Source organism: Winkia neuii subsp. neuii DSM 8576, from assembly GCF_000420405.1.
GTDB classification, from domain to species: domain Bacteria; phylum Actinomycetota; class Actinomycetes; order Actinomycetales; family Actinomycetaceae; genus Winkia; species Winkia neuii.
On record NZ_ATUW01000001.1, the window covers coordinates 82,342 to 100,599 of the forward strand.

An 18,258-nucleotide genomic window follows, 5' to 3' on the forward strand; every position below is an offset into this window, starting at 1 on the left:
CTTCCACTGTCGCCGGGGTTATGCGGTGGTCTTTTGGGTTAGCAGCTTGACTGCTTCGGGTAGGACGAGTTTGCCGTCCAGTCGCTGGGAGGCCAGGAATCCGACCTGTCCGGTGGTGGCGAACAGTTCGTTGAGCCGCTTGAACGAGCGGCCTTGTCGGTCGGCGATCCAGTAATACGACAAGTCACCGAAGGCTATGCTCTTAGCCCCCGACTTAATCTCCGGAATGAACGTGGACGTGTGAACCGGGCGACCAAGAACCAGATCCGGCGTTCCAGCAGTCAACGCTGGCTGCCACAAGTACTGGCCGTTACCATCCTTGAGCTTACGGATGGTTTTCACAGTGGAATCGTTCATCAGCCATACCGCGTTCTTGCGGTACGGGGCGCGCAGGGAATAGTGCAGGTCGATGAGCTCATCAGCGGTAATGTCGGTGGCCTTGCCCGTGGTCACCGCCTTCTCGCCACCGCCAGATGCTGCGAAGATGCCGGTGGGTTTGCCCTTTCCGTCTCCGGTGAGGAAGGCTTCTTCCTCGGCAGCGCCGATACGGCGAGCAAACTCCGCTGCTAGGTACTGCTCGACATTAAACGCGCTGTCATTGAGTAGCTCTTCGCTGATTTTGAGGAAGGTGCCGAGCTTAAACGCACTCAATGTGACCTGCGTGAAGGCCTCATCGGATTCGGTATACGGCTTGCCTTCATCGAGCCACCCGGCAGTGCCATGGGTAGAGACGACCGGGATCTTCCGATCCCCGCTGGTGGTTTGAATGACCTTCGCCAGGGAGCGCATGATGTTCTGATCTTCAAGTGAGGAGATCAGCGTGCGTTCGAACTCGTCGGGCACCAGATAGCCGCCTTCAGTATCGACGCCCTCGGACAGGGCGTTGCGTACTTCCATCGGAGAAGCGTTGAGCCGCATCGCATCCCAGAAGGCTCGCTTATAGGAAGCTGAAGCGCGTGGGGTCATGGGTTTGACCTCGTCATTGTCGGGGTTGATGCCGGGCATGGAGGTCAGCGGTGTGTTGGTTGCCTTAGCGAGGTCGGCGTCGCGGCGCAAGGCACGTTCAGAGCGTGCGATCTCGTTGGTGAGTCGGTCGATTTCGGCCTCCATCTTCGCGTAAGCCCGATCGTCTTCAGCAGACAGGCAACCGGTGCTGGTGTCGCGGCGCTCATCGAGGAAGGCCTTCGCCTTCTCCCAAACATCTGCGCGCTTGGTGCGAAGATCAGAAACAGAAAGTGAAGTAGACATGGATATTGGTCCTTTCAGTGGGGTTGATTGATCAATTCGGCGTACAAATCACAAACCCGCCGACCAACAGGCACGGCGGGCGTAACGGTGGGGCGTGGTGGTCGCACCGGCCTCGGCGGTGAGGAGGCGGTCAGATGCGCGATGAGCTTTTGTTCGGAGGCGCGGCGGGAAAACACCGTGCCTTGTCCCGCGTTCTTGGGTGAGAACGGCGGACGCTTCAACTCTTCGCCCTCGTCATCGGGTTCGTCTGGGGAGTCGACTTCGTCCTCATCGTCTTCTAGTTCTTCGTCCGGCTTAACGTTGAAGGCCGGGCTACGTTCACCTGTCAAGAGTTCGTCGGCAAAACCCATATCGATCGCGGCCCGAGCATCCATCCACGTCTCAGCATCCATGAGCTTGGACAGCTTCGCCCGACTCAGGTTCGTCTTCTCCTGATACGCATTCAGGATCGATTCTTTGACCGAATCAAGCATGCTCATCGCACGTGCGAGTTCGTCCTTATCGCCAACCGCCATCGTCGCAGGGTTGTGAATCATCAACATCGACACCGGACTCATAGCCACGGTGGATGCTGCCATTGCGATCACAGACGCAGCAGATGCGGCGATGCCATCGATATTGACGGTGACTGTGCCTGGGTAGTCGATGAGCATGTTGTAGATCTGCGCCGCAGCCACAACATCACCACCAGGCGAATTGAGCCAGATAGTCACCGGCCCAGACCCAGCATTCAACTCACTAGCGAAGATTCCCGGCGTGACATCGTCATCGAACCAGGATTCTTCAGCGATCGTGCCGCTAATGCGCAAAACCCGGACTGCATCTGCGTCCGGGTCAGTTGATGGCTCTGGTGTGAGCCAGTTCCAAAAACGTATCATATCCTCCTCCTTACAGAAGCTTCACTCATAGGTTCCTCAGCCGGTTCAGGCTCCGGTTCAGACTCGGTTGTCTGCGCGTATGCCCCTGCGAGACTGAGCGGGAGCATGTTCCCGTTGACGAGGTAGAGGTCGCCGCCAGCCTCGATGCTGATGCGGTCGAGGTTTTCTAGTTCGCGGATATCGTTGGCGCTCATCCACCCGTTCTGCCGTGCCACCGCATAACCATTCATTCGGGATTCGTAATCCCCACGTAGCAAGCCTTCGAGGTTGAACTTCACATACACGCCAGGCTTTTCACGCGGGGTGAGGAGTGTTTTGGTGATGGCTTGTTCGAAGCGGATCACCCACGGGTCCAACGTGTACTTCACAAACTCCAACGACTGCTGCTCAATATTGGAAAACGAGGATTTTTCGAGGTCGCCGATCATGTGCGGGGGTATGCGGAAGATTCGAGCAATTTCGTTGATCTGAAACTTCCTCGTTTCAAGGAATTGAGCTTGTTCTGGGCTGACGGAGATGGGCGTGTATTTCATGCCTTCCTCGAGCACAGCGATCTTGTTGCCGTTCCTCGCTCCGCCGAACGTGGACTGCCAGGACTCCCTAACGCGCACGGGGTCTTTGATCGTACCCGGGTGCTCGAGCACACCACCAGGAGCCGCGCCGTTGGCAAAGAATGACGCGCCGTAGTCTTCGGTAGCCTGCGCCAAGCCGATGGCGTTCTTCGCCATTGCAATCGGGCTATAACCGACCAGCCCGTCAAAGCCCAGCCCTGGGATATGGAGCACGTCGCGGGCTTGCAAGGTGACGGTTTCGAACCTTCCTGTTGGTTCGTCCCATGTGCGTTGATACTCGTAGTACAACCTGCCCGCCTCGTCACGCCCGACCGTCATCCTGTTGGGCATGAGCGGATACAAGCCGATGATTTCGTCGCGGCCGTTGCGGATCACTTGCGCGAACGCATTACCCCAGAGCAGCAAGTGGGTCATGAGGGTTTCTCGGAACACGAAGGATGTCATCTCGGGGTTAGGTTCATCATGCAACAGCGGGTATAAGGGGTGGTCGAGAGCTTTTTCCTTGCCGCCACCGTCCTTGTAACGGTATACGTGCAGTGGTAGCCCGGCTATCGCCTCAGCCAAAATCCGCACGCAGCTGTAGACGGCGGTCATTTGCATCGCGCTGCGTTCCGTTACCGGACGGCCAGAGCTCGTTGCCCCGAAGAAAAAGCTGTAGCCAGAGCTGATCGCGTGATCGTCAGCGGAGCGGGTGGTGTCGCCACGCAGCCAATTCAGAAAACTCATGCGGTGTCCTTTCACATGTAAAATTGGAATATGAAAGCGCCCTCAAAACAGTCGTGGGCACTGATGAGTGTCCTGCTAGCGGCATTTTGGTTGTTGCCGCTCATTTCCATGTGGATCAGCAGGCTGAGCGATCCCAACGCCAAGTGGTTCATCGCATTGCTCTTCCTCGCGTTTCCACTACTAACCATCGTTTTGAGCGTTATCGATGGGGCACGCCACGGGTTCGGCTGGTGGTGGCTACTGGCCCCGTTCGCAGGGTTCTTGACCACACTGTTCGTGTACTACAACGATTCAGCCCTCATCTACGGCGTCGCCTACTCGATCTTGGGACTGATCGGCACAGGCATCGGTGCGTTCATCCATGAGCGTGCTCACAGCACGAGTAGGCCGCGCTCGTCATAAACACTGCCGCTGACACGCCCGCTGCCGTTTCGGATGGCGCGGTCGAGGGCCATGATTGTTGCGACCACGCCGTCGATTTTCTCCGTGGACTTTTGTTTGTCGGGTTTGATGTTTCCTGCTGGGTCGGTGCGTACGTGAATGTTGTCAACCATCCACGACAGGACCGGGTGCCCACCATGAGCAAGGCGTCCTTCAAGCGCCAGCTTCATCAATTCCTTCGAGGGCGGGCTCATGTCTTTGAAGCCTTGCCCGAAGGGAACGACGGTGAAGCCGAGTCCTTCGAGGTTTTGGCTCATTTGGACTGCGCCCCAACGGTCGAAAGCAATCTCGCGAATATCGAAGCGTTCACCGAGTTGCTCGATGAAGGTTTCGATCGCGCCGTAGTGGACGACGTTGCCCTCCGTGGTTTGCAGGAAGCCTTGCTGTTGCCATAGGTCGTAGGGCACGTGGTCACGGTTAACGCGGAGTTTGAGGTTGTCTTCGGGGATCCAAAACCATGGCGCGATCACGTACTTGTTCTCCCCGGTTTCGGGTGGGAAGACGAGCACGAACGCGGTGATGTCGGTTGTGGAGGCAAGGTCGAGACCGCCGTAACAAACACGCCCCTCAAGCTCCGCTAAGTCTACTGGGGTGTTGTTTTGATTCCACACGTGCATGGGCATCCAGCGCACCGACTGCTTCACCCACTGATTCAAACGCAACTGCCTGAACGTGTTCTCCTCAGCAGGATTCTGCCTGGCCGAGGTGCAGGCTTGGCGGACTTTCTCGATCGGGACAGTGATCCCTAAGCTCGGATTAGCCTTATGCCACACGGCCTCGTCGGTCCAATCATCATCTTGCGCCGCCCCATAGATCACCGGGTAGAACGTCGGGTCGTGCTTTTTGCCATCTAGGATGTCTTGGGCTTTTTGGTGTTGCTCATAACAAATGCTATGCGTGTCGGTACCCGCTGTCGTGATCAAGAAGTACAGCGGCTGGGTGCGCGCATCCCCACTGCCTTTGGTCATCACGTCGAAGAGCGCCCGGTTGGGTTGGGTGTGTAGCTCATCGAATACCACGCCGGAGATGTTGAATCCGTGCTTCGAATACGCCTCCGCACTCAAGACTTGGTAGAAGGAGTTGGTGGGCTTATAGATGATTCGCTTCTGCGAGGCAAGAATCTTGACACGTTTGGATAGCGCTGGACTCATGCGGATCATGTCCGCCGCAACCTCGAACACAATGGATGCCTGCTGACGGTCTGCCGCGCAGCCATAGACTTCGGCGCGTTCTTCACCATCCCCGCAGGTGAGTAGTAGCGCGACTGCTGCGGCGAGCTCACTTTTGCCCATCTTCTTGGGAATCTCGACGTAGGCGGTGGTGAATTGGCGGTAGCCGTCTTCTTTGACGGCGCCGAACAGGTCACGGATGATTTGCTCTTGCCAGTCGATGAGCTGGAAGGGCTGTCCTGCCCACCGGCCTTTCGTATGCTTTAACGCTTGGATGAACGCGACCGCAAAGTCGGCTCGGCGTTTGTCATAGCGCGAGCTTTCAGCCATGAACCGGGTCGGGTGATATTCAGCTAGCTGACGCATACGAATCAGTTACCTTCTGTTGGTTAAAAAGTCAGTTGCTACCGGCGATAGCAGGTGCCCTCGTATCCAGTGGGGCTAGGCTTTAGGCAGATTAGCTAACGCCCAGGCGATCGCATGTCCAGCGTCAGCGAAAAGGTGGTCTGACTCAGCTATGAGTTCGAGTTCGCATTCTGCGCGGCCTTTCGAGTTAGGCCCGAACCCGCTGACGGGTTCTTCCATCAACTGGTAGATTTGGGCGTTGTTGCCAAATCCTTCAGTCTTGGTCCAGGTAGCAAAACTTGCTAGCGTGTAGTTCCCGTAGGCAAGAACCGTCCCGTAGGAATCGACGCGCATCTGCAGGGTTTCGCTGGTGACCTTGGTAGTGTTCATGGCTGTTTCCTTATGTGTTGTGTACCGTTTCGGTATGTATATACAGCCATAGACCCGTCTACTTATCCAGTCATTTTGCCGCCTATTTTGCCTAATAAATAGTGGTTTACATCTCTTGGTTAGTGTTTATTAATGACGGGGTTTTCCACGCCGAATTACCCGAGAGCGGCTTAAGCAGGATTTTGCGAACCTCAGCATTCTTTTTACCGCTAAGTCCGATGCGGTAAAGCAGAGAGCGCAGTTCATACTTCTCATTACTTACCTGGCTCGCACTGCGAGCGACCGTGCGGCGGATTCGTTTAGCGTATGCGACCAGCTCCGTTAAGAACTCGGTGTAGGCTGTGATCTTCTCAAACTCTGGCAGCTTATCCCACCAAGGAAAACTCACGCCTTCCTCGGTGGATCTGATGCTCAACTGGCTGGTTCCCAGGCTTTTGGAGATAAGGTCTGACTTTGCATTGACAAGTTCAAGTAGCCTGTATAGTTCACGTTCATCAAGAATGGTCGGCAAAGTGATCACCAGCCCGTAGCCAGGGTCTTGCTTGCTACTCATCGCTATTTATCCCCCTTGCCGAGGTTTTCGATTTCTTCTAGATGAACATATAGCTGTCCTATCATCACCAAACCCTCTTTCTTGTGTTTTGTCTGGTCATGTACATACAGCCATAGATTCGCGGGCTTATCCAGTCATTTTCGCCTTAAAATCAAGGAGTTTTAGTGGCCTCGGCCGCTATCTGGGAAAGCACGAATTCGGCGCACGGCAAAGCTATCCCGTTTCCCCACAGCTTGTATAACGCCCGATCTGTCACCGGGGCTGCGAGCCATTTGCGTACTTGGTTGCGGGTTTTAAGTTTTTTCAATCCTTGTACCTTGCCCCAGCTGGCCCAGACCTGCCACCAATAATCCAGCACGTCTTCGCTCGGGTTCTCGATAGCGAGTCCGTCTGTCCAAATATCCGGGAATCCTTGTAGGCGGGCACACTCAGTCGGGGTTAAGCGCCTCACGCGATAGTCAGGCACGCAAGGGTCGGTGACCAGGGGCGGCTCGGTCGAATCCGAAGCCAACAGGGCACCAGCAACATTCACGTTTCCTCGGCAGAAGAAGTCTGCCTTCGAGGCGCTCACAACGTCAGGTTCGACGATGGCGATGCCGCCTTGGTTACAGGTCGGAGCTATCCCTGACGTATCGAGCGTCTTGGATACCTCGGTTGAATAACCGTACCTGCCCACTGCCGTGCCGCGTCCCTCATGTAACGCATTGAAACCGTAGGCGGTAGCGATGATGGGAGTATTGCCTCCGCCAGTGCTGTAACGAGCGGTCACGGTTGGCGCTATCTGGCATGGTCCGCCCACTCTGGCATCATGAGGATGATGGTCAAACAATAGCGGCTCAATAATACTCTGGTCGTTACTGCATCCGAGCGTGCCCGACAGATTTGTTTGCACGAGCGGGCCTTTACCGCCACCCGGTTTACCTGCGCGCATCCGCAAGGTGAACACATCTAAGGATTTGCTTGCCTCGTGAGTGCCTGCTCGAGGATTGGAGGTAGCATTTTGCCTCTGGTCGCAGCCCTGCGTAAGATTCCCGCGCAGGCTCGTGGGCTCAAAGAGTATGTGTCCGGCACGCCCGCTTGCAAAATCTGCGATAAGGTAGATTCTTTTGCGTCGTTGGGGTACTCCGAAAAATTGCGCATCCAATACTCGCCACGCAATACTCCAGTGGTCTGCCACGATCGCTCCAGCTTTTTGCCATTTGTCAGCTCGAGGTAGGTCAGCCGCTGCTTGCTCGTCGACAACCGAGATGAGGTTTTGCAGGACGCTGTGGAAGTCTGCTCCTTTATTGCTTGAGAAGGCTCCGGGCACGTTTTCCCAAACAGTGAATCTTGGATATAGACCATGACTTGCCTTTCTCATTTCTCTGATGACTCTGACGGCTTGGTGGAATAGGCCGGAGCGTTCGCCAGCTAAGCCTGCCCTTTTACCTGCCACCGACAGGTCTTGGCAAGGAGAACCAAACGTGACCACATCCACCGGCTCTAGCTGACTGCCGTCAATATCGCAGATGTCGCCCAGGTGTTGCATTTGCGGAAGGCGCGTGGTGGTTACCAGGATCGGGAAGGGCTCAATCTCGCTCGCCCACACAGGTTCGATACCAACCTTGGTGGCGGCGAGTGGGAATCCTCCCGAGCCATCAAAAAGCGAGCCAAGCCTTAAAGTTTGTGCCATGGGTCAGCCTTTCTGTTTGGGGCGCTCGACTTCTTTCACCAGATCGAGATACGCGTATTCCTTGCCGTCTCGTAGGCAGGTAATTCCTGCTGCATCCCCGGTGTGTTCGGCATACCGGCGCAGGATCACCGAGGCGTATTTCTCGTCGAGCTCCATGCAGTAGGCGATGCGGTCGGTGGCCTCGCACGCCATGAGCGTGGACCCTGAGCCTGCGAAGGTGTCGAGCACGATCGCATTCGCCTGGGTGGAGTTACGAATCGGGTAAGCCAACAGGTCTAGTGGCTTGCTTGTGGGGTGATCGGAATTCTTCCTCGGCTTCGCAAAATTCCACACCGTGGTTTGTTTGCGATTCGCATACCAAGCGTGAGAGCCGTCTTTCTTCCACCCATATAGCACCGGTTCGTGCTGCCACTGATATGGGGAGCGGCCCAGTACGAGGCAGTCTTTAACCCAGATGCAACATCCGGAGAGATAGAAGCCTGCGTCTTGGAAGGCGCGACGGAAGTTCAATCCTTCGGTGTCGGCGTGGAAAACATAGGCTGACCCGCCCTTAGCCAGGGATTCCGCCATGTTGGTGAATGCAGCCAGTAGGAACTGGTAGAAGGTGTCGGCGTCTTGTTTGTCGCCTGCGATTTTCAGGCCGCTGTTCGATTTGAAGTCCACGTTGTAAGGCGGGTCTGTGACCACCAGATTAGCCTGTTTGCCATCCATCAAAGTTTCGACATCGGCCGGGTTCGTGGCGTCGCCGCACATCAGGCGATGCCTACCAATAGTCCAGATATCGCCGCGTTGGACGAAAGCAGCAGCCTCAAGGGCGGCATTTAGGTCGAAGTTATCGTCCTCGATACTGTCGCCGTCGAGAGAACCTATCAACTGTTGTATTTCGGCTTCGTCGAAACCGGTGAATTCAACGTCGAAATCGGAAGCATCCAGGTCGGCTATGAGTAGGGCGAGTTTGGATTCATCCCACTGGCCACTGATCTTGTTTAGCGCAACGTTGAGCGCTTTTTCGCGGGTTTCGTCTAGCTCAACTACTACGCAGTCCACGGTTTTATAGCCCAGATCGGCGAGTACTTTCAGACGCTGATGCCCACCCACAATATTTCCGGTGGTTTTGTTCCAGATGACTGGCTCCACATACCCAAACTCCGTCAGCGACCGCTTGAGCTTTTCGTAGTCGGGGTCGCCGGGCTTAAGGTCTTTACGCGGGTTGTAGTCAGCTGGGGTGAGATCAGTTAGCTCTATTTGCTTGATGCGCATGGTTTTTCACCGCCTTTATAAGCTCGCACCGAGTAGTCCAGGTGTCTTCCCATTTGCGTGTGTAATCCCCGAAATGCCCATACGTCGAATACCGCACATAGCCGGGTGCTCGCAGCCCAAACTGGTCGATGATTGCTGCTGGCCGAAGATTGAACACATCTCGAGCCGCAGCCGTGATGATTTCATCGGTGTATTGGCCGGTGCCGAGCGTGTCCACACTGAAAGCAACCGGGTCGGCTTTCCCGATCGCGTAACTAATCGCCACCTGGCACCTGGGTGCAAGATCCGCATCCACCACGGTTTTCGCGATCAGCCGCGCCATATAAGCACCCGAACGGTCAACCTTAGAAGCATCTTTACCACAGAAAGCTCCACCACCATGTCCGGCCAGTCCGCCATAGGTGTCAACCATCAACTTCCTACCGGTGAGTCCAGTGTCAGCTTTAGGGCCGCCCTGCACGAACCGCCCGGACGGGTTGATCAACACAACCGTGTCCGCATCTACCGGTAGATACCGCTGGCATGCTGGGCCAACAATCAGTGAAGTTATTTCACGGCGCAACACCTCGAAATCCTTGGATTCATCGTGCTGGACGGAAACCACCACCGTCTCTACGGCTTGCGGTTTTCCTGCGTCGTTGTAGCGCACCGAAACTTGTGCTTTACCATCCGAGAAGATCCCAGTGATGGTTCCTTGCTTGCGTGCGTCATCTAGCCGCTTACAAATCTCGTGGGCTAAAACAAGAGGCAACGGTAAACGCTCAGGAGTATCAGTGCAGGCATAACCATAGACCGTGCCTTGGTCACCAGCACCCTGAAGACAATAAGCGGACTCATCGCCATGGCGAGCCTCTAAAGATGTGGTCACCCCGCCGTTAATATCGCTAGATTGACACCGCACCCATACATAAACTAAAAATCTCCACGGCTTATAGCCAGCTGCAGTCAGGGCTGTGCGTACAGATTCCCGGATTCGCACATGAGCTTTAGTGCTGATTTCACCGGTGACAATAATGCGTCGCCCAGTAGCCATGACCTCTACCGCGACGCGGGCGTTGCGATCAGTGTAGAGAATTTCGTCGAGAATCTGATCAGCAATTAAATCGCACAGTTTATCGGGGTGACCGATACACACTGCTTCAGCGCTGCGAACCATAGTCATAGGAATGTCCTTTCAGTAGAAAATCAAAAGAAACAAAAACTCCCCACCATGACGAACCAAGAGTGGGGAGCGAATATAGACAAGCGAACCCGAATCGTGTGTGATACTGGAATACGTGAAAGACGAAACGAGTAAACCTAATCCGCCAGAGCCTTCCGGCGGCGATGGTAAAGCCGTGGCCTATGGACTGATTGCCGGGGTGATGACCAGCATTATCTTTGGGTTCATTATGGACGATAAGGCCTTGGGGTTAGCTATCGGCGCAGGAGTTGGAATCACGCTAGGGGCAGCTTTCAGCGCGAAAAAACGCTCCAAATAACCCTGGTAAACAACTAGGACGCATCTACGAGCGTGCTTTCAACAACTGCTCCATAACCTCATCACCCGGAGCCGCACCTGAATAGTCGCTAGTGCAGTTAGCCCGCACAATCTCAAAAATCTCATACCAATACACGTTCGCCTGCTTACCAAACGACTGGGACATGGCAACGAATGGGGAAGCGATAGCAGCCCCCGTGGTCGGGTGCTTGCCGAGCAAACCAAACTTGGAGATCGCCTGCTCACACTGCACATAACGCGCGAACGCCTGCGCATAGGCCTCAATCAGACGCTTAGAAACAAACCTCGTGCAGCCACGCTCATCAAGCCAGCGCCACGTCTCCCGATACACCAAATCAGCACCTAAAGGTTTGCCATCGCGCTGAATCTCCGACAGATACTCGGCAGGCTCCGGCATCACCTCACCAGCAAGCACCGCGCCATCACCAACATCTGCGCCCTCGAAATCAAAAGGGGACGCTAGCGGATCTTCCAGGCGAGTAGCAGGCAGACCCTTAGCGAGTTTCTCACTCAGCGGGTCGGGTTTCGCGCCAGCCCTGACGCGGCGGCCGCCGCGGTTGGTGCCGTCCTTAGCCATTAAATCTTGCCTCCTTCCAGGCGGTTAGCCCGGTGATGGAGGGCTTGCGGGTTAATACCCTGTTTGAATCGGTCTTTTTGCGTACGGTTGGCCCCGCCCGCTGACCTGTCCCGAGGTCGTAGAGATTCGACGACCCTACCCCTCGTAAGGCTTTCGACGTTGCCACGTGTTCGGCAAACGCCAGGAGGGTAGGCAACTTTGAGGTGCGCGACGACAACCGCGACAGGGCGGAACGTGGCGAAGAATTCAGTAGGTGTAGACCCGAGGTTGTTGCCGCCACCGATCATCATCAAGCGCGCTCTGGCGCGAGTGGCAGGGCTTGCACAGCGAACGGAGGTTGTCGAAGTTGTGGGTGCCGCCGTGCTCAAGCGGGAGCACGTGGTGGACTTCCTGTGCGGGCGTGTACTTGCCATGCTCTAGGCAGTCTTCGCAAAGCGGATGGGCGGCGACGTAGGCGGCGCGGATCTTACGCCACCGCGCGCCGTAGCGGCGGTTGATCTTCGGATCACGCTGATACTTCCGATACCGGGCGTCCTCCGCCTTGGCATGGGCGTCGCAGTAGCGTTCACGGGTCAGTTCAGGGCATCCAGGGTGGGAACACGGGTACGCTGGCTTCACTGGCATCGCTGGCTCCTTCCCCCTGGATGTGGTGAAGCCCCAAGTTCCCGTGTGGGTTCTTGGGGCTTCTCCTAGTTTTCAACCACTTACATGTTCTCACACCGATATGCGGTTTTCTATCGCATGTTTCGGATACCGGCTAACGCTAGAGCTGTCCGTATAAGGCGGTGGCGAACCTGTCGAGGGCTCGGTTCTTGCGCCGATAGACCGTGTCACGCTCGACGTAGAAGTGATCGGCGATCATCGACACCTTCTCATCTTGTGTCCCCTCGCTGAGGAAGAAGCCTTCGAGGATGAAGCGGTCGTCTTCAGCGATGACTTCCCACGCAGGTAAGAACCAGTCCATGTACTGGCGGGCCTGTAGGTAGCGAGCCTTGTAGGCGTCGATTCGCTCAATGCTCGCGACGATCCTGTTCTCCGAAGCGTGGAGGTTGCCTGATGGTGGCGTGCCGTCCATGCGTGGGGATGCTGGGCTTGCCGCGTCAGCGTAAGCCGTCTTGATCTGCTCGTCGGTACTCTCGATGATCTGTTCCATCACCGCATAATCCTGTAGCGCTGCGATCGCGGCTTTCCTTGTGTCGAGGTATTTGGTCATCACATGCATGAGCTTGTCCTTTCAGTGGTTGTGATTTCTGCTGTGACCGCGTCAATCAACGCAGCCTGAGTGGCGTCTTTCGCATCAAGGGCTTTAAGGACGGCTTCATCGAGCGTCCCTTCAGAGATCAGGTGCGTGATGGTGACCGGCTCTAACTGTCCTTGCCGATAAAGGCGGGCATTCGTCTGCTGATAGAGTTCTAAACTCCACGTGAGCGAGAACCACACCAGCAGATGCCCACCGCTCTGGAGGTTTAGCCCGTGGCCAGCGCTCGCGGGGTGGATCAGCCCGAGGGTTATCTCGCCTCTGTTCCACGCCTCGATATCCGCGCTCGTTTTCAGTTCGCGAGCCTGTGGGAAGCGGGCGGTGATACGTTCGCGGTCGTGAGTGAACCAGTAGGCTACGAGCAGTGGGTTGCCGTTGGCTGCCTCGACGAGGTCTTCGAGGACGTCGAGCTTCCGCTCGTGAACCGCTGTCCACTGACCATCGCCGGTGTAGATCGCACCCGACGCCAACTGCAGCAACTTGCCCGACAATGCAGCAGCATTCGCAGCGTCGATTGTCGCCTCACCGAGGTCGAGGACAAGATCAGATTTCAACTGCTCATACACGCGTCGTTCTTTCGGATACAGCACCACAGGCATTGTCGTCACCGTCAGTTTTGGTAGCTGCAGGTGGTCGGTGGTTCTCATCGACAACGTCATGTCACCAATCGCCGCATAGATCTCATCCTCAGCACCCACGCGTGGCTTATAGGTAAAGACCTGCATCCCATTGCGCTTATCGGGCACAAACCACCGCTCACGATAACGAGTAATGAAACGACCCAAACGCTCGCCACCGTCGAGAAGACGGAACTGCGCCCACACATCCATCAGCCCGTTCGACGCTGGCGTTCCGGTCAGCCCAACCCAGCGTTTAACGTATGGTCGCATTTTCACCAAAGCCGTGAACCTCTTCGCCCGATGATTCTTGAACGAGGAGAGTTCGTCGATGATAACCATGTCGAACGGCCAGCTACCCCCGAGTTGGCTGATGAGCCATGGGATGTTTTCACGGTTGATGATGGTCACCATTGCAGACTTGGATAACGCTGCCAGCCGGTCTTGTTTGGTGCCAACAGCGACCGCGACGGTGAGCCCGTCAAGGTGATCCCACTTCGATATTTCGGCGGGCCAGGTGTCTCGGGCTACCCGAAGTGGTGCGATGACGAGGACTCGGTGGATGGTGAAGTAGTCGAGCATGAGCTGCCAGATCGCCGTCAACGTGATCACCGATTTGCCCAAACCCATCCCAAGGAAGATCGCGGCCTCGTGGTGGTCGATGATGTATTGGGTTGCGGTGGTTTGGTAGTTATGCGGCTGATAGTGCATCAAGCACCTCCTGTATGCCGTCAATCGAATCAACAACCAGAGCGGTGAAACCTTGCTGGCGGAGTTGGTTCATCCGGCGCACTTGGATTGGCCGTGGCTTCTTGCCTGATGCTTTGAGCTCGACGAAAACAGCCCGGTTTCTCGTCAGGCATATCCGGTCAGGTACACCCGTGGTTCCAGGGCAGACAAGCTTCCAGCACAAGCCGCCAGAGGCTTCAACGGCTTTCTTCAGTTGGTGTTCTATGGTTCGTTCGTTCATGGTCACTCCTTGAATGGTTTCTCAAGGGGTGCAGAGTGGTGCAGGGTATTTCCTAACCTTTTACATAGAGAAAAACACCATGTAATTTCACATGCGTAAGGTAGGAAAACGGGTTGCACCGGTCTGCACCCTCATAACTTTCAGCTGTTGAATTCGCTGGTCAGGGCCAGCCCGTAGACGCGGATACCGGACTTGGTTTTCTTGCGCTCGAATCCTGCTTGTTCGCATGCGGCGTTGAAGTCGACCATCGGGCGCGCCCATCCTGAGGTGTTTTGCGCCCACGCCCGATACGTCTGATAGAGGTCACCAGCCCTCTCCGATAATCCGTCCTCGACGTCGCACGAGTCCTCAAGGAACTGCGAGAACCAGTCGTTATCCTCCTTATATGCTTGCGAGGCTTGAACCACCTGAGGCGGCGGAGTGAGCTTGTATCCCTCACTGTGAATGAGGCGCGCTCCCTCCATGATCCAGGAAAGGATTGCTCCGCCAGCGTGTTCGTAGAGGTGGTCGGCATAGTTCTTCACATCCGTGTCGCCTTCGATGGTGGCGTTGAACGGGATGACGATCAGACGCCGCCAGATGCCTGCATCCATAGCTCCCACACGCGGCAAATGGTTCGTGTACAAGACCAGCGTGTGGGAGGGGGTGAAGGCGAAGGGGTCCTTGAACTTTTTCTCTGCCGAGATCTGATCGGTCGAAGCAAGCTGTTTGACGTTCGAGGTTGATAGGCGCATGCCTTCTTCGGTTTCGGCCGCGATCAAGAGACGTTTGCCTCTGGCTTCGGCGAGTTCGGGTTTGACGTTGCGACGCACCCCGACTGTGAGCGCGTCGGCTGAGATCGTGCCCGAATACGTCCCCAACACGCGGGCGATGGTGTTCCAGAACGTGGATTTGCCGTTTCGCCCGTCCCCGTAAGCGATGACGAGCGCTTCTACGAAAACCTGCCCGATCGCCGCCAACCCCACAATGCGCTGCACGTAACCAATCAACTCAGGATCTTTTTGGAAGAAGACGTCAAGCGCGTCGGCCCAGATCTGTGCACCCTCATCGCTGGGGCCGACAGCGGTCTGCTTAGTCAGCAGATCGGCGGGATTGTGCTCGTGGCTACTACTGTCGCGTAGATCCCAGGTACCTGCCGGGGTGTTGAGCTGGTAGGGGTCGACGTCGAGGTCACGGACACGTACCTGCAAGATCGGCCCGGCTTCTTTCAACGTGGCCGTGATATTGCGTGACAAACGCCTGGAGAGAACGAACTTGTGATAGTTTTTGGATTCATCCCACGCCTTGAATGCTGCGACTTGGGCGGGGTTGAGTTTTGCTAGGCCGCGGGCTTTCGATGAAGCCGATGCCATCACCACGTCAGCACCGGTAGAAACCATGTCTTGCCATGTTGTGGCGATAAGGTGTTGTGCTTCTTCGAGCTGGCGGCAGGTCAATTCCTGAACCACTCCTTGTGCGGACAGGTCGTTCTCATCCCACACGCCATGGTCGTAGACAAGCCACTTAGTAGCCAGTGAGTAGCGGATCTTGTTCGCATACTCGCCAGCCAATGTGTCTGCCTGACCGACATCGGAAAAATCATCCGGACGTAAACCTGCTAACGCCTCATACGCCTCTGGTGGTAGATAGCTCGGGTCGGAGGCGACCTTCGAAGCGAACCGGCACGCGCTATTCCAGATCGTCTGTAATTCTCCCTCGTTGAGCGGTGGTTCACAGAGGTTGGCTTTGCGGTCGAAGAGGTCTCGTGCTTGATCGGTCTGCCCGTAGCGGATGAGGACCCGCCCGGCGAAGCGCGAGAGCGTGGCATTACGGGAGCCTTCACCAATCACAAGAGTGGAAGCATCGAAGGCAGCAAATACGTCGATCTCGTCAGCGTTATCGAGCCAGTCGTCAAGAAACTGATCGCCCTCATGCGCCGTAACTTGTGGGTTAGGGGTGCCGTAGATGAAGCGACCGGCATCCAAAGCATTGCGATCAAAGAACGCGAACCGTGATGCGAGGCGGTGCTTGAGCCCCGCATAGTCGTCCGCGTTGCGTAATTCGTGGATTGGGAAGTAGACGTGGAAACGCGGCCTAGCCGAAAGCACGCCCTTCGGCTTCATGTGGTTGCGGGAGGTGGCGGTCATGAACTCCACGCCGAACATGAGCTCAGCGAGCTTTTCTGGTGTGATCCAGTCAGTTTGGGTTTCGGTGTGATCGTTATCGATATCCATCACCAAGCAATCCGAAGACATGAACGCTGCAGTTGAGCGGCGGTCATTGACATACGTGGCTGCCACGTGATCAAGGCCAGCGACCACGCTTAGTGATGCCACGTCCGTGATGGTGTGCTTGTTCGGGTAGTGGTTATTGTTCTGCACACCGGTAACCGCGGCAGCGAACAAGGTGAAAGGCGTGGTCATGGGGTGACCTCCTTGAAATCAGAATCGAAGTATTTGATGGGCAGGTCGAGGTCGCGTGCCCACCCGATCTCCAGGCGCATACCAGGGCTGACGTGACCCACGTATGCCCACAGGGCTTCGCATTTAGCGAGCAGCACTCGGTTGAAAAACATCGCCAGCTCGCGGGTGTCCGGGTCGGAGTCATCCATGAACTGTGGAAATAACAGATGCGGGGCGAACGGGATCTTGCCTGCCGCTACTGCGAGCTCGCAGAATTGGCGGGCGAGCTCAACGTTCGCCCCAGTGTCGCCCGAATACGGTGAGCAGATATAAACCAAGGGCCGGTAGCCGAACTGTTCGCGCTGGAGCTTCTTGAGCGCGTGGTAGCTCGTCAGGTCCAGATAGCCTTCGGTGTTTTTCTTCGAAAACCCAATATCGACTGTCGTGGCGCTCATGCCTGCACCTGACCTTCACGCTCAATGACCGGGAGGATGCCGAGCTGGTTCTTGAGCAGGTCGTAGATGAACAGACGTCCCTTCTGGGTCCAGTACATGTGGGTGCGGGTCTGGCCTTCGCCGTATTCGTGAGTCTTGGACTGGGTGTATCCCTGCTCGGCGAAGCGGGCGTAGAGGAACCACCGGCCCGACTGATGGAACTGCACGTGAGCATCACGCAGAATGCGGTTGAGCTTCTTCGCGGAGAGTCCGTAGTCCTTCGCAATCGCCGTCGTCGTCAACAACGAATCGGACTGCAGCACGACGTCGTAGTACGAGACTTTCGGTGCCGCTTCGAGCAAGGCTTGCTCTGCGGCGAGGCGCTTGGCTCGCTCGGCCCGCAGCGTGGCGATGGCATGCTCAAGGAACTCATCGTCAGCCAGCAGCTCGTCGATCGCGTAGAGGCCGTGGCGGCGAATCGTCGGTAGCACTTCATCGAACACCCAGGCTTCGAACTTCTGCGCTGCCGGGAGCTTTGAGGAGATGATGAGGCGATAGAGGTCACCTTCGGTAATGAAGCGGACCTGCTGGATTCCACCAGCGGTCTCAAGGGGGTGGTAATTTGCCACCCCCTTGCAGTGCAGCTTCACCGCGTTCGTCGGATCCTGGTAGCCGAGCGCGGTGGCGACATCCTTGCTGCAGAAAAGGATCTGACCATCATTGGTGATAGTGCGAATGGTGCCGAACACGTCGTTGGTGAATGATTGAATCTGGTTTCCCATGGCGGGGTTCCTTCCCGAGACCCCGTCGAGAAAAAGTCGTGCCGGTCGGCACAAGGGTTAAGGGCCTCACCCCACTGCCGACGAACCCGAAAGTGTTAAATCACGGGTACTCAATCGCTTCTCGTTCTGGCACGATTGGTGTTGAAGCCCCGGTGGAGCGCTATCTGTTAGAGCAATCTGGCAGGTATTCTCGCCGGGGCATAGACAAATTTCTCGAGTGCTCTGTGTGGAAGAACCATCGTTCTCTTGCTACAGCGGTGCCGACACGGTGGTCTTTTAGACAACATGACCGGTTCCGCTGCCCGCTTCGGTGGGAGCACAGGTCGGTTCTCGTTTCTTAGCGGTCTTGGATAAGCTTTCTTTTCTGATGGTGGTACTTCGCCGAGTTCTTGATTCTGTCGCTGTTTTCGCGGTATAGTGATTACCACTAGTACCGGCTCGCTTGTATCGGTTTCCGAGACAGGTCAGAGCCGGTCTTCATGTT

General features: G+C 56.2%; 19 protein-coding genes. 2 read left to right on the plus strand and 17 right to left on the minus strand.

Annotation, left to right across the window (positions count from 1 at the left end; genetic code table 11):
• Positions 1-18: 18 nt before the first annotated feature.
• From G437_RS0100385 to G437_RS0100395, 3 genes are read right to left on the minus strand one after another with little or no spacing between them, the layout of a single operon-like run.
• Entirely contained in the window at positions 19-1,248 is a 1,230-nt protein-coding gene (locus tag G437_RS0100385) for a phage major capsid protein (RefSeq protein WP_024330623.1), read from the minus strand.
• A 14-nt stretch (positions 1,249-1,262) separates the two neighbouring features.
• On the minus strand, positions 1,263-2,126 hold the full coding sequence (locus G437_RS0100390; protein ID WP_024330624.1) for a head maturation protease, ClpP-related: 864 nt from the start codon (positions 2,124-2,126) through the stop codon (positions 1,263-1,265).
• On the minus strand, positions 2,123-3,424 hold the full coding sequence (locus G437_RS0100395) for a phage portal protein (protein ID WP_024330625.1): 1,302 nt from the start codon (positions 3,422-3,424) through the stop codon (positions 2,123-2,125). Before G437_RS0100395 ends, G437_RS0100390 begins: the two co-directional genes overlap by 4 nt.
• Before the next feature lie 30 nt (positions 3,425-3,454).
• Between G437_RS0100395 and G437_RS0100400 the strand changes: the two genes are divergently transcribed.
• Complete coding sequence (locus tag G437_RS0100400; protein WP_024330626.1) at positions 3,455-3,826, plus strand: DUF2651 family protein; 372 nt, start codon at positions 3,455-3,457, stop codon at positions 3,824-3,826.
• Here G437_RS0100400 and G437_RS0100405 read toward each other — a convergent pair.
• From G437_RS0100405 to metK, 6 genes are all read right to left on the minus strand, one after another.
• Positions 3,796-5,400, minus strand: coding sequence for a terminase large subunit (locus G437_RS0100405; protein ID WP_024330627.1), 1,605 nt, complete (start codon positions 5,398-5,400; stop codon positions 3,796-3,798). The two genes, G437_RS0100400 and G437_RS0100405, sit on opposite strands and share 31 nt — an antisense overlap.
• Before the next feature lie 75 nt (positions 5,401-5,475).
• The gene (locus G437_RS0100410) at positions 5,476-5,769 is read right to left on the minus strand and encodes an Nmad4 family putative nucleotide modification protein (protein ID WP_024330628.1); all 294 of its coding nucleotides are present in this window, start codon (positions 5,767-5,769) and stop codon (positions 5,476-5,478) included.
• A gap of 106 nt (positions 5,770-5,875) precedes the next feature.
• Complete coding sequence (locus G437_RS0100415) at positions 5,876-6,322, minus strand: virulence protein (protein WP_024330629.1); 447 nt, start codon at positions 6,320-6,322, stop codon at positions 5,876-5,878.
• 151 nt (positions 6,323-6,473) lie between these two features.
• A complete protein-coding gene (locus tag G437_RS0100420; protein WP_029769104.1) occupies positions 6,474-7,994 on the minus strand; it encodes a DNA cytosine methyltransferase in 1,521 nt (506 codons plus the stop codon).
• Between the two features lie 3 nt (positions 7,995-7,997).
• On the minus strand, positions 7,998-9,254 hold the full coding sequence (locus tag G437_RS0100425) for a site-specific DNA-methyltransferase (protein ID WP_024330630.1): 1,257 nt from the start codon (positions 9,252-9,254) through the stop codon (positions 7,998-8,000).
• Positions 9,226-10,416 carry a methionine adenosyltransferase gene (metK, locus tag G437_RS0100430; protein WP_024330631.1) on the minus strand — a complete coding sequence of 397 codons (1,191 nt, stop codon included), beginning with the start codon at positions 10,414-10,416 and terminating at the stop codon, positions 9,226-9,228. The genes G437_RS0100425 and metK overlap by 29 nt, the downstream gene beginning before the upstream one ends.
• A gap of 115 nt (positions 10,417-10,531) precedes the next feature.
• Between metK and G437_RS0100435 the strand changes: the two genes are divergently transcribed.
• A complete protein-coding gene (locus tag G437_RS0100435) occupies positions 10,532-10,735 on the plus strand; it encodes a hypothetical protein (RefSeq protein ID WP_231782330.1) in 204 nt (67 codons plus the stop codon).
• Positions 10,736-10,759: 24 nt separating this feature from the next.
• On the opposite strand, the gene G437_RS0100440 is transcribed toward G437_RS0100435, so the two are convergent.
• The 8 genes from G437_RS0100440 to G437_RS0100475 all read right to left on the minus strand — a co-directional run bounded on the left by G437_RS0100440 (position 10,760) and on the right by G437_RS0100475 (position 17,774).
• Positions 10,760-11,332 carry a P27 family phage terminase small subunit gene (locus G437_RS0100440; RefSeq protein WP_024330633.1) on the minus strand — a complete coding sequence of 191 codons (573 nt, stop codon included), beginning with the start codon at positions 11,330-11,332 and terminating at the stop codon, positions 10,760-10,762.
• Positions 11,333-11,578: 246 nt separating this feature from the next.
• Positions 11,579-11,956 (minus strand): HNH endonuclease, encoded by a 378-nt coding sequence (locus G437_RS0100445; protein WP_024330634.1) that lies wholly within the window; start codon positions 11,954-11,956, stop codon positions 11,579-11,581.
• A 139-nt stretch (positions 11,957-12,095) separates the two neighbouring features.
• Positions 12,096-12,554, minus strand: coding sequence for an ArpU family phage packaging/lysis transcriptional regulator (locus G437_RS0100450; protein WP_024330635.1), 459 nt, complete (start codon positions 12,552-12,554; stop codon positions 12,096-12,098).
• The gene (locus G437_RS0100455; RefSeq protein WP_024330636.1) at positions 12,545-13,918 is read right to left on the minus strand and encodes a DEAD/DEAH box helicase; all 1,374 of its coding nucleotides are present in this window, start codon (positions 13,916-13,918) and stop codon (positions 12,545-12,547) included. Before G437_RS0100455 ends, G437_RS0100450 begins: the two co-directional genes overlap by 10 nt.
• Positions 13,899-14,177: a VRR-NUC domain-containing protein gene (locus tag G437_RS0100460; protein WP_024330637.1), complete on the minus strand. Its 279-nt coding sequence runs from the start codon at positions 14,175-14,177 to the stop codon at positions 13,899-13,901. Before G437_RS0100460 ends, G437_RS0100455 begins: the two co-directional genes overlap by 20 nt.
• 140 nt (positions 14,178-14,317) lie before the next feature.
• Positions 14,318-16,579, minus strand: coding sequence for a phage/plasmid primase, P4 family (locus G437_RS0100465; RefSeq protein ID WP_024330638.1), 2,262 nt, complete (start codon positions 16,577-16,579; stop codon positions 14,318-14,320).
• Positions 16,576-17,013, minus strand: coding sequence for a DUF7768 domain-containing protein (locus G437_RS0100470; protein WP_024330639.1), 438 nt, complete (start codon positions 17,011-17,013; stop codon positions 16,576-16,578). The genes G437_RS0100465 and G437_RS0100470 overlap by 4 nt, the downstream gene beginning before the upstream one ends.
• Positions 17,010-17,774, minus strand: a complete 765-nt coding sequence (locus G437_RS0100475) for a phage antirepressor (protein WP_024330640.1) — start codon at positions 17,772-17,774, stop codon at positions 17,010-17,012. The genes G437_RS0100470 and G437_RS0100475 overlap by 4 nt, the downstream gene beginning before the upstream one ends.
• Between the last annotated feature and the right edge of the window lie 484 nt (positions 17,775-18,258).